General features: G+C 42.4%; 9 protein-coding genes and 1 riboswitch. Of the genes, 4 read left to right on the top strand and 5 right to left on the bottom strand.

What is annotated here, in order from left to right; translation table 11 throughout:
- Positions 1-42: 42 nt before the first annotated feature.
- Both R2Q66_RS19315 and R2Q66_RS19310 read right to left on the bottom strand, forming a co-directional pair.
- A complete protein-coding gene (locus R2Q66_RS19315; RefSeq protein WP_316752134.1) occupies positions 43-810 on the bottom strand; it encodes a sulfite exporter TauE/SafE family protein in 768 nt (255 codons plus the stop codon).
- Positions 811-907: 97 nt separating this feature from the next.
- Positions 908-1,399, bottom strand: coding sequence for a lipocalin family protein (locus R2Q66_RS19310; RefSeq protein WP_316752131.1), 492 nt, complete (start codon positions 1,397-1,399; stop codon positions 908-910).
- A gap of 189 nt (positions 1,400-1,588) precedes the next feature.
- Here R2Q66_RS19310 and R2Q66_RS19305 point away from each other — a divergent pair, with 189 nt between their 5' ends.
- From R2Q66_RS19305 to R2Q66_RS19290, 4 genes are all read left to right on the top strand, one after another.
- A complete protein-coding gene (locus tag R2Q66_RS19305) occupies positions 1,589-2,704 on the top strand; it encodes a trans-sulfuration enzyme family protein (protein ID WP_316752129.1) in 1,116 nt (371 codons plus the stop codon).
- A gap of 173 nt (positions 2,705-2,877) precedes the next feature.
- Positions 2,878-2,991, top strand: a riboswitch (SAM riboswitch).
- 233 nt (positions 2,992-3,224) lie between these two features.
- A complete protein-coding gene (locus R2Q66_RS19300; protein WP_316752127.1) occupies positions 3,225-4,532 on the top strand; it encodes an O-acetylhomoserine aminocarboxypropyltransferase/cysteine synthase in 1,308 nt (435 codons plus the stop codon).
- Positions 4,533-4,556: 24 nt separating this feature from the next.
- Positions 4,557-5,615 (top strand): alpha/beta fold hydrolase, encoded by a 1,059-nt coding sequence (metX, locus tag R2Q66_RS19295; RefSeq protein ID WP_316752125.1) that lies wholly within the window; start codon positions 4,557-4,559, stop codon positions 5,613-5,615.
- Between the two features lie 11 nt (positions 5,616-5,626).
- The gene (locus R2Q66_RS19290; RefSeq protein ID WP_316752122.1) at positions 5,627-6,868 is read left to right on the top strand and encodes a homoserine dehydrogenase; all 1,242 of its coding nucleotides are present in this window, start codon (positions 5,627-5,629) and stop codon (positions 6,866-6,868) included.
- Positions 6,869-6,994: 126 nt separating this feature from the next.
- On the opposite strand, the gene R2Q66_RS19285 is transcribed toward R2Q66_RS19290, so the two are convergent.
- Genes R2Q66_RS19285 through R2Q66_RS19275 form a run of 3 tightly spaced genes read right to left on the bottom strand, consistent with a single transcriptional unit; the run spans position 6,995 to position 12,439 of the window.
- Entirely contained in the window at positions 6,995-8,383 is a 1,389-nt protein-coding gene (locus R2Q66_RS19285) for a dihydrolipoamide acetyltransferase family protein (protein WP_316752119.1), read from the bottom strand.
- 50 nt (positions 8,384-8,433) lie between these two features.
- Positions 8,434-9,681 carry a competence/damage-inducible protein A gene (locus R2Q66_RS19280; protein WP_316752117.1) on the bottom strand — a complete coding sequence of 416 codons (1,248 nt, stop codon included), beginning with the start codon at positions 9,679-9,681 and terminating at the stop codon, positions 8,434-8,436.
- A gap of 10 nt (positions 9,682-9,691) precedes the next feature.
- Positions 9,692-12,439 carry a putative LPS assembly protein LptD gene (locus R2Q66_RS19275; protein ID WP_316752116.1) on the bottom strand — a complete coding sequence of 916 codons (2,748 nt, stop codon included), beginning with the start codon at positions 12,437-12,439 and terminating at the stop codon, positions 9,692-9,694.
- Between the last annotated feature and the right edge of the window lie 2 nt (positions 12,440-12,441).

Genomic DNA, 12,441 nt, shown 5'->3' with positions numbered 1-12,441 from the left:
TCCGGAAAAGACAATGTGCTTTTCAAAACCATAAAACAACAATTATGCTTTGATAAAAATATCATAAGCAAACCTCAGGATCGTCCCGAAAACCACTAGTAAAAAAAAGATGCGTATAAATTTATTGCCTTTCAACAGGGCAAGTTTAGTTCCTAAAAAAGAGCCTCCCACATTACAAAAAGCCATTGGAATGGCAAATTCATAAAGGATATGCCCGGTGCTTCCAAAATAGCAGATGGCTGCGATATTGGTCGCCATATTGATCAACTTTGCACTAGCACTGGCATGCAGGAAGTCGTAGCCCATTAAAGCAATAAAGGCGAGGATAAAAAAGGTGCCGGTTCCCGGGCCAATTAAACCATCATAAAATCCGATGGTAAAACCGAACAACAATCCGATAAGCACCTGCTGCAATACCGTATGTTCCTTTTCCTGATGTACGCCGAATTGTTTATTGAAATAAGTATAAACCGCAACCAGGATCAAAATCCCGAAAACAATAGGCTTGATGATGGTATTATCGATCAGCGTAATGCTGTGCGCACCCAAAACTGCCCCTATAAATGCCGCAATAGCAATATAAATAAGCAATGGCCAGTTCAGTTTTACATTTTGGGAGTATTTCCATGCTGCAAATGCAGTTCCGGAAAGAGAAGGGATTTTTGTGGTTCCAAAAAGGGTGGCCACCGAATATTGTGGCAATACAATCATGATCGCAGGGGTTTGCAACAATCCACCTCCACCAACAATCGCATCTATAAAACCGGCAAAAAAAGAGACTATACAGAGTATAATCAGGTCTGACATCATAGTATTCCCTTAATGCCGCAAAATTAGGGTTTTTTAAGCACAAAAAAGGGACCCAACCACGAGTCCCTTCAACCTAAACCAAATTTAAACCAAAAATTTATTTTACTGCTTTCGTGAAGTGCAACACAATGTAAGCTGTAGTATTACCATATTCTACTGGTGATTTGATCACCAATGATTCTTTTGAAGAAGTAGAAAGAACTAAACGGTAACCTTCAGTTACGTTTTTAGCTTTATCACCTTCGTATATTTTCTTGAACTGAAAAGTCTGATCAGGTACGCTTGCAGACCAGTAAATTGACTGTACTTTTGCTGCGCAATTGCCACCACCAGGGATGCTGTAATTTCCATTACCGCTATTTGTTAACCTCCAGGTACCACCTACAAAGCAGCTCGGCGCAGCTTCGCCAAATAATGTTTTTACTGAAGCCTCAGGAATACCTTCGTAAGTGATATCATTTAATACCCATGTACCAGTCACATCACCTCTTTTTACCACTTCAGTACCAGAACCACCTTTTGGAGAGCAGCTTTGCAATACCATTAATGAACTGCATAAAATGGCTGCGATCAGGAATATTTTTTTCATATCAATCTTTTTTATTATTTGTTTAACTTTTTTTCATCTTCTGAAGCTAACTGACAAAAATGTACTTTTTACCATATAACTCCTTGTGACCTTTCAATTACATAAATCTTGCCAAAACTTCCTCAGAATAATTTTTACCTTTAGCATTGTGGGATTCAGATCCCTGATTAACTATTTATCCTACTGAAAATGAAAGCAGAAACTTTAGCAATACATTCCGGAAATTTGTATAAATCCGCTACTGGCGATGTCACACCGCCTATTAATTTGTCCACAACCTATTTCAGAGATGAAGATGGTGGCTATTCTGGCGGACATATGTACAGCCGTGTCAGTAACCCGAATCGCTCTGCTTTAGAAAAAGTTTTAACAGATCTGGAAAATGGTGCAGATACCTGCGCATTTTCTTCCGGGAACACCGCAGGGATGTCCCTTTTTCAGGCCTTAGCACCAGGTAGTCATATCATCGCTCCTGACGATATGTACTGGGGTTTTAAAAAACAACTGCAATCCATCTTTGCAGATACCTTAACCATAGATTTTATCGACCTGACGGATATTGCGGGAATCGCCGCCTATATCAAAGAAAATACCGTGATGATCTGGGTAGAAACACCTTCTAACCCTTTATTGAAAATCACAGACCTGGCAGCAGTTTCTGCAATTGCCAAACAGCATAACCTCCTGTTGGCTTGCGACAGTACTTTTGCCTCCCCTTGTTTACAAAACCCGATTGCATTAGGGGCAGATATCGTGATGCATTCTACGACTAAATATATCGGCGGACATAGTGATGTGCTGGGTGGTGCTTTAACCACCGCTAAAATGACCCCATTCTGGGAAAAAGTTAGGAACATCCAGCAGATTGGTGGTGCAGTTCCATCCCCATTCGACTGCTTTTTACTACTGAGAAGCATCAAAACCCTGCCTTACCGCATGCGTGGCCATTGCGAAAACGGCATGGCCCTTGCCCTTTACCTGGAAAAACATCCTAAAGTAGAAGCCGTATTCTATCCAGGATTATCGACACATCCCCAACATGATATCGCCAGACAACAAATGAGCGGTTTTGGTGGTATGTTGTCAATTTTAGTCCATGGTGGTGCCGCTGAGGCGCGGAGAGTAGTAAATACAGTCCGGTTATTTGCACAGGCAACCAGTCTGGGTGGCGTAGAAAGCCTGATTGAGCATCGCGCCTCAGTTGAAGGGCCAGATACCAAAACCCCACAAAATTTAATTCGGATATCTGTAGGACTAGAACACATAGATGATCTAATCGCAGATTTCAAGCAAGCTTTAGGTTAAAAACAGAAAAACACTATACCTATATAGCGCAATAATATCATTTTATTACCTTACAAATCAGTTAATTACAAAATAATCAGAATTATATTTTGGTTATTTTGTGACTTAACCCTACATTTGGATTATTCTTAGCGAAAGCTATTCAAGTCATCACCTCCCAAAAGGCTGGTTTTGATTTATAAAGAAGTGGCGAGAGACAGGCTCTTTGACCCACTGGCAACCCTCCCAAAATGGAGAAGGTGCCAATTCCTGACCGGTTCGCATGGTGCGTTCTGGAGAGATAAATTAAGACAATGAAAACAGTTAACAACACCTCGGATTATTCTAATTATTGTAGTAAGCAGCGTACAATTTGTATGTGCTGTTGCATGCGATAAATTCAAAAATCTTCCTTTTGCATTCTTGATCCATCCGGAAGGCCTCCACAGAGGTACGCTATATGCCTATATCCAATCTTGATTTAACCTCAGGACCTGGAATACTTAAACCCTTATTCGCCAACCATTTAAATCGAGACCACATGTCAACCAACCATAAATTCGAAACTTTACAAATACACGCAGGACAAGAAGTTGACCCTACAACAGGCTCAAGAGCAGTACCTATATACCAGACAACTTCTTATGGATTCAAGAATTCTGAGCATGGTGCAAACCTGTTCGCTTTAAAGGAATTTGGTAATATCTACACCCGGATCATGAACCCAACCACAGACGTTTTCGAAAAACGTGTGGCAGCATTAGAAGGTGGTGTAGCCGCAGTAGCGGTAGGCTCAGGAATGGCCGCTCAATTTATCGCATTAAACAATATTCTGGAAGCTGGCGACAACTTCGTTTCTTCCTCACATTTATATGGTGGTTCTTACAACCAGTTTAAAGTTGCTTTCAAACGATTAGGTATCGAAGTGAAATTCGCCAATGGCGATGATGCCTCAGATTTTGAAGCAAAAATCGACGCCAATACGAAAGCACTTTATTTAGAAAGTATCGGTAACCCATCTTTCAGCATTGCTGACTTCGAAAAAATATCAGCCATTGCCAACAAACATGGTCTGCCATTAATTGTAGACAATACCTTCGGTGCAGCTGGTTATTTGTTCCGTCCATTGGAGCATGGCGCTCATGTGGTGGTTCAATCGGCTACCAAATGGATCGGCGGTCATGGTACCAGTGTTGGTGGCGTCATCGTAGACGGTGGAAATTACAACTGGGGTAATGGTAAATTCAAGCAATTTACAGATCCTTCGGAAGGTTACAACGGATTGGTATTTAACGATGTTTTTGGCATCGGTGGCCCATTTGGCAACATACAATTCGCCATCCGTGCCCGTGTAGAAGGTCTTAGAGATTTCGGTCCGGCCCTATCTCCTTTCAACTCCTTCCTGTTAATTCAGGGACTAGAAACACTTTCCCTGCGTGTGCAACGCCATGTAGACAATGCTTTGGCCTTAGCTACCTGGTTAGAAAACCATGAAGCAGTGAAAAAAGTGAACTATCCAGGTTTAGAAAGCAGCCCTTACCATGCTAACGCGAAGAAATACCTGCAAAATGGTTTCGGTGCGGTACTTTCATTTGAACTTCATGGCGAGAAAACACAGGCCACAACATTGGTTGATTCCCTGAAATTAGTGAGCCATGTAGCCAACGTTGGTGATGCAAAAACGCTGATTATTCAGCCTGCGGCAACCACGCACCAACAACTGAGCGAAGCAGAACAAATCAGCGCGGGTGTTACACCAAACCTATTGCGCGTTTCTGTAGGCATCGAGCATATTGACGATATCAAAGCAGATTTTGAACAGGCATTTGCCATCATTTCCGCTAAATAATAACCTCACGACCAAAGCATCACAATGAGCACTACCTCCACTTATACCCACACAAAAGTTTTCAAGCTTGAAAGCGGCAAGAAATTGCGCAAAGTCGAGCTTGCCTACCAGACGTATGGAAAATTAAACGCCAAAAAAGACAATGTGATCTGGGCTTGTCACGCGTTGACAGCCAATGCAGACGTATTGGATTGGTGGAAAGGTCTGTTTGGAAACAATGACCTGTTTAATCCGGAAGAACATTTTATCATTTGCGCCAATGTATTGAGCTCCCACTATGGCAGCACGAGTCCATTAAGCATAAACCCAACCACCGGATTGCCTTATTACCTGGCTTTCCCGGAAGTAACCATCCGTGATATGGTGGCGGCACACCGTTTACTGGCGGCGCATTTGGGTATTGAAGAGATTAAAGTACTTATTGGCGGATCATTGGGTGGCCAGCAAGCCGTAGAATGGGCTATTGAAGAGCCCTCAACCATACAAAACCTGATCCTGGTAGCGACCAACGCAGTACATTCCCCTTGGGGCATTGCTTTCAATGAAAGTCAGCGTTTGGCCATTAGCTCCGATAGAAGTTTTTACGCCAACAAACCTGATGGTGGATTAAAAGGCTTAAAAACTGCACGTAGCATCGCTTTATTGTCTTACCGCAGTTACGATGCGTATACCGCTACTCAATTAGAGAGTGTAAATGAAAAAACCGGCTCTTTCCGCGCTTCTTCTTACCAAAACTACCAGGGCGAAAAGCTTTGTAACCGCTTCAACGCCTATAGTTACTGGTACCTGAGCAAAGCGATGGACAGTCACAATGTAGGTAGAAACAGAACCAGCATTACAGATGCGCTAGGTTCTATTAAAGCCAACACCTTAGTTATCGGGATAGAAAACGACGTATTATTCCCGATTTCTGAACAACAGTTCCTGAGCAAACACATTCCTGATGCGGAGTTTTACAGCGTAAAATCTGCTTATGGTCATGATGGATTCCTGATTGAAACGGATGTTTTAACCAATGTGATCGGGAACTTCCTTAAAGAAAGCACAAACAAGAAAATAATTAAATTACATAAAACAGCATAGTACTTAGATAGATGAGCAAGAAACTTAAAATTGGTTTATTTGGATTTGGGGTAGTAGGTCAGGGATTACATGATATCATTCGTGGTCAGGATCTGAACCTGGAGATCATTAAAATCGCTATCAAAAATCCGGAAAAGAAACGCAGTTTAGACGCGCATCTTTTCACTACCGATCACGACGAAATCCTGAATAACGAAGAAATCAATACCATCGTAGAATTAATTGATGATGCAGATGCAGCGTATATCATTACCAAACGCGCATTGATCAGCGGTAAAAACGTAGTTTCTGCCAATAAGAAAATGATTGCCAATCACCTTGCTGAACTGGTAGAATTGCAGGCAAAACATGGGGTATCTTTATTGTATGAAGCTGCAGTATGTGGAAGTATTCCAATCATCAGAAATCTGGAAGAATACTATAACAATGAATTGCTACATGGCATCAGCGGAATCTTTAACGGTTCTTCAAACTATATTCTTTCTAAGATTTTCAATGAGAACATGGAATATGGCGTTGCTTTAAAGCAGGCTCAGGACCTTGGTTTCGCAGAAACTGATCCGATTATGGATGTGGGTGGTTACGATCCGAAATTCAAGCTGGCGATCGCTACTGCGCATGCTTATGGTTTGTTTATCCGTCCGGAAGATATCCTGAACATTGGTATTCAGAACCTGAATGACGATGACATCAGATATGCAAAAGAGAAAAACTTCAAGATTAAACTGGTTCCTACAGCACGTAAAATCAGTACCAAACAAGTGGTAACGTATGTATTGCCGAAGTTTGTGAAATCTGATGATTTCCTTTTCAATGTAGAAAATGAATACAATGGCGTAACTGTTCAGGCAGCTTTCGCTGATAAGCAGTTCTTTTTCGGTAAAGGCGCTGGTGGTCACCCAACAGGTGCTGCTGTACTTTCCGACATTGCTGCCTTAAGATATGATTACCGTTATGAGTATAAAAAATTCCATCAGCAAAATGGTTTGATCCATACCGATAACGTGAACATTGAAGTTTACCTGCGTTATTCAAATGAAGATACTTTAGCGCAATTGAAAGTAGAGAATATTGTAGAGCGCTTTGCCCGTCAGGATTACAAATATGTAATCGGTAGCATCAGCCTGAAAACTTTATTGGAAAACCGTTCTTTGCTAGAGCAAAAAGAGATATTTATTGCCCATACCGGAAGGTATACTTATACGGAACAACAGGTACAAACTGTAACCGAAGAGGAAGTGTTTTTTAACTAGTATTAGTTTTTGTTTTGATTGCAAAAAGGCCCCGGAATTCGGGGCCTTTTTCATATAAGGAAGTTTTGTCCGGTTAAAAAAGGTTTATTTTAGAACCGGATATGATGCTGTATTAAAAGCTTCTGATTAAATTTCTCTGTTGACGTCCCAGTTTTCCAGGTAATCTGCCACACGGCGAACAAATGATCCACCTAAAGAACCATCTACTACCCTATGGTCGTAAGACAGGGAAAGGAACATCATGTGACGGATCGCAATCACATCACCGTATTCTGTTTCCAGTACTGCTGGTTTCTTTTTAATGGCACCTACTGCTAAAATAGCTACCTGAGGCTGGTTAATGATTGGCGTTCCCATCACGTTTCCAAAAGAACCAACGTTAGTCAGGGTGAATGTACCACCTTGTGTTTCGTCTGGTTTTAGTTTAGAAGTACGGGCACGTACCGCCAGGTCATTTACAGATTTTGTTAAACCTAAGAGGTTCATCTGATCTGCATTTTTGATCACCGGTACAATCAGGTTACCACTTGGCAAGGCTGCTGCCATACCGATATTAATATCTCTTTTCTTGATGATTTGTGTCCCATTAACGGATACATTGATCATTGGGAAATCTTTGATGGCTTTAGTTACTGCTTCAATGAAGATCGGCGTAAAAGTGATCTTTTCATTTTCACGTTTTTCAAAAGGACGTTTCACTTTTTCGCGCCACATCACCATATTGGTTACATCGGCTTCTACGAAAGAAGTTACGTGTGGAGCAGTCTGAACGCTCATGATCATATGATCTGCAATGAGACGACGCATCCTGTCCATTTCAATGATCTCGTCACCACCGCTAATGCTAACCGAAGGCGCTGCTTTTGGAGTTGACTGATTCCCGTTTACCGGCGCAGCCGAAACTGGTGTTGCCGGAGCGGCTGCCGGAGCAACCGGGGCCGGAGCCTGTGCTACCGGAGTAGTTGCAGTTTTCACCGTACCACTTGCTTTTTGTTGTATATAGTTTAAAAGATCGTCTTTTGTTAAGCGGCCTTCTGCTCCTGTTCCTGTAATGCGATCCAGCTCTGTCACTGCGATATTTTCCTGAGCGGCGATATTCTTCACCAAAGGAGAATAAAAACGATCTGAGCTTGCGCTAAGCGCCTCCTCAGTGTGCTCATTTGACAACAACTGTTCTGTACCTGGAATTTGTGCTAAAACGGCATCCTCATGATTTTGTGGAACCGCAGTTTCGACAACGCCAGCTTCCGCTACTGGTGTAGCTACAGCATTGGCATCTGTTTCAATAATTGCAATTACTGCACCTACCTGAACTACCTCATCTTCTGTAAATAACTGCTTAATTAACTTGCCGGCAATTGGTGATGGAACTTCAGAATCCACCTTATCCGTAGCTATTTCTAAAATCGTATCATCCAATTCTATCATATCTCCTGGTTGTTTAAGCCATTTGATAATGGTTGCTTCCGCAACGCTCTCCCCCATTTTAGGTAACAATAATTCGTATTGAGCCATTTTTTATTTTCTAATTGGTAACAGGTACAAAAGTAAAGTATTTCGGACACTTAATCCTCATGTTGCCTGAGTTCATTCAAAATCATTGATAGCGCAGCTGCTGCCGACCGCTCAATATTCTGTGTTCTTTTGTTGCCGAAGCTAAAAACTTTAGACACCACGCCTTTGGCATGAGCTACTGCAATCCAGACAGTTCCAACCGGCTTATCCGGCATTCCGCCATCCGGACCAGCGATGCCACTCACGGCAACCGCATAGTCTGTTTTAAAATTTTTAATTGCACCAACCGCCATTTCTTTTACCGTTTCTTCACTAACCGCGCCAAATTTGGCCAATGTTTCTGCCTGAACACCAAGCAGCGACATTTTAAGGTCGTAAGAATAGGTAACCGCACCACCTTCATAGACAGAAGAGCAGCCGGGATGTTGGGTGATCAGGTGGGCAATATAGCCTCCGGTACAACTTTCTGCCGTAGAAAGCGTCAGTTTCCTTTGCTCCATAAAGTTCAGAATAACCTTTTCCAGGGCAATATCTTCTTCAGCAACCACATGGTTTTTTATCCTGGCGATGATCTGCTGTGCATAAAAATCTACTGCTGCTTTAAGTGGTGCTTCTTCTTCGCCGGTGGTACTTAAACGCAGGCGCACTTGTCCTAATTTAGGCAGATAGGCCAGTTTTATCGTATCCGGTAAGCTGTTTTCGATGTCTTCAATTTCCATGGCCAGGAAGGATTCCCCGAGGCCGGAAGTCAGAATGGTTTTATGGTAAATAACAGGCAGTTTGAAAGCCGCTTTAATCCTTGGCAGGATTTCATCATCCATCAGGTACATCATTTCGAAAGGAACGCCGGGCATCGATACAAAGATCTTTCCATGTTCTTCGAACCACATACATGGCGCTGTCCCGTTTTTATTCTTAATGACAGTACAACCATCCGGAACGTCTGCCTGCTTTCTGTTGAGCTCAATCATCGGGCGGTTCAGCCGTTCAAAAATTTCCGACACATGTGCCAGGGTTTCTTCATCTCTGCGGAACCCCATATTGAAATATTTAGCGAGGGTAACCTTGGTGATATCGTCTTTGGTAGGGCCTAATCCGCCGGTCATCAGAATCACATCAGCCCTGCTTTCTGCCAGTCGGAGTGCCTCCATAATATGATCGGCATCATCGGAAACCGAAGTGATCTGTTTCACTTTCATGCCAATCTGGTTCAGCTGTTTCGCCATCCAGGCGGAATTGGTATCCACAATCTGGCCGATAAGAATCTCATCGCCTATGGTAATAATTTCTGCCAGCATATGAAGGGGTTTAATATCTCGTATAGTAATTCTTTCTTTTGCTCAGTTTCAGATCCTGTAATACCGAAGCTTTAACTTTAATATCTACCGAATACATTTGATACGTTCCAAAAGGAATCCAACTGAAACTCATGTCCCAGCAATGCAGGTCGCGGTAAATACCAAACCTGGTCATTTGAAAACTATTGGTATCGAAGTTCCAGCCAGAGTCAAAAGTTACCTTCCATTTTGGCGTGATATTGGCGTCTCCGTTAAAAGAAAGACTATTGGTGATTCTTCTGTTTCTACCCACATCATCGGTACTGTAGTCAAAGCTATATCGGAAAGCAAAGTTCCATGGAATTTTAAAGTCGACAAAGGCATTAGGGTCCCTGCTTACTTTTGCCAGGGCTTCCGCTTGCTCCGGAGTCATTCCTTTTTGAATGGCATCCATCTTACGATCCTGCTCCGTATCATTTTTACGTTTTAAGGCTTCCGGGTTCAAACTGTAGTCAAAAGAGAAACCGAAGGAAGTTGCACGTGGTAACCTTCCTCTTTGCCAGGTATAGGTTTCCGTTAAAATCGGCTGACTCACACCATTAATGATGGTATCTCCAACCACATAAGGATTCAATCGCGCCTGATAATTCACCTGAAACTTGTCAGAAAACGGCGTACTTCCACTAATACTGAAATCAGCTAATTTACGTTTCTTTGCCAGTAGGTTATAGGAGGAACCAATGGATAAATTGTTGATCAGCGGTACTTTCTTTTCTCCTTTTCCGGTGGTATCATTAGGCACTAAAACCTTTGCTTCTACATTATTCCCGATACCAAAACTGATGGTGGCAGAGCTTCCGGTTGATGGAGCCCCATAAAGTAAACCTTCCTGTTTCGCATAATATAAAGGCTTGCCATCTTTATCCTTTACCACTTCATCAGTTCCTACATATTTTGCAGGAAGATAGTTCCCGTATTTAGGATCTGCAAAATTCGGTGTATATCCAAAGTTCGCATAAGGCGTCATCACATGCCTGATCGCTTTCAGCTTGCCTAAGTTTGAAAATTGTGCCGTAGAGTATATTTTAGTGGTCACACCACCACCTATTGTGTAAGTGCCATACCGGTTAAAGCCCGGAATCGTATCGATCTTCACTAAATCATCGCCACCACCGGTTGCTTTCATAAACTCTTTTCTGATCGACTGGAAATGCCAGCGTTCGGTATAATTGATACTGGTATTAAAGTTGAAATACTCCAGCACATTAAAGTTCATGGAAATCGGAATATTATGTTGCACCCCGTTTCTGAACTTATTCAGTGTTTCTCTTTTAAATAATGTGCTATCGCTCGCAGATACAGAGTTGGAACTTTGCATGGTATAGCCCACAGAAATCTTCTCATACCATTTTGGATCTCCCACACTATTTTTGGAAGCAAAAGGATAAATATTCCGGGTCATTGCTAAGTTCATATCCGGCAACTGCAAGGTGGTTGTCCCTTTGGAAATATCCTGATCAACGGAAGCTGCCGTAGAAAGGTTAAACAACCCGTTTGCGAGCATTGTGGTATAAGCAATAGAAGAGCGCAGGTTATTCTGGGACAACTGAATCGGGTCATAATACCCCCCGGCGGCAGTATTTTTGTTATACCCCTGACTTTTTATGTCTACATTGGCAGAAAAAGTACTTCCGGGATTTGCATTGGCATTCTGGCTATGAGTCCAGCGGACACTATAATCTTTTACCGGTGTATAGCCTGGCGTTCCCTCAATTCCGTAACGGTTACTTCCGTAGGATAAGGCCAGATTTCCGTTATACTTATACCTTTTAGTATAGTTAGAAGTCAGGTCTAACTGATAAGAACCACGGGTATAAATGGTTCCTAATAATTTGGCATCCATGTAATCATTAAAACCAATGTAATAACCCCCTTCTCTCAGGAAAAACCCACGGGTATAATCCTCTCCGGGAGATGGCAGGATGATTCCGGAAGATTTCTTATTGGGCTTCGGGAAAAACGCAAAAGGCAGTCCCAATGGCAAAGGAATATCTTCTATTTCCAAATAGACAGGCCCGGTAATGATTTGTTTTTCGGTCACGATACCTTTGGTAATGTGGAGTCCAAAATGGGGATGCGGTAAATTACAGGTACTATAGATCTGCCCTTTACTGTGAATCTCATCATCAGGTTGCTTTTTGGCCACACCTCCGGAGAAGAATCCACCCTCCTGCTCAGAAAAAACACCATAGATTTTTCCGGCACCGGTTTCGGTATTGTAGCGCAGCGAATCGGCAATAGAATTCCCTTGTCCGGGCATCTTAAAGATCGGTCTGCCGACGTATTTACCTTTTTTATTTTTTACGCCACTGGCGAAAATAGTCTTCGTATTGTCGTTATAAGTAATGTAATCGGCATCAAGCTCCAGGCCCTGGTAAATTACCCTTGCCCTGCCATATAGATATACGGTGCCATCTTTCTTATTAACTTTTGTAGAATCTTTTGCAGAATATTCGAGTTTATCGCTGGTCTTCGCCGTATCCTGAGGATTGGTTTTCCCCGGCGCATTTTTGTTATCACTGCTGATTGGTCCGTTTTTGACGTCGCTGGGTATGGACGTGCTTTTCCCTTGCGGTTGTATCGGTGCCTGATTGGATTGTCTCTTAAGCGGAGTAACTTGCTGAGGACTCGAAAAACCGGGAGATGCAAATGCCAGAATACCAACAAATGTCAATAAAACAAGGCGTTTAGAAAAAATGATGTCGCTTAAAAGTTTCAAAT

The organism is Pedobacter gandavensis, from assembly GCF_032677645.1.
Classification (GTDB): domain Bacteria; phylum Bacteroidota; class Bacteroidia; order Sphingobacteriales; family Sphingobacteriaceae; genus Pedobacter; species Pedobacter gandavensis_A.
The sequence above is the reverse complement of the archived record's forward strand: the minus strand, read 5'-3'. Positions and strand labels throughout refer to the sequence as shown.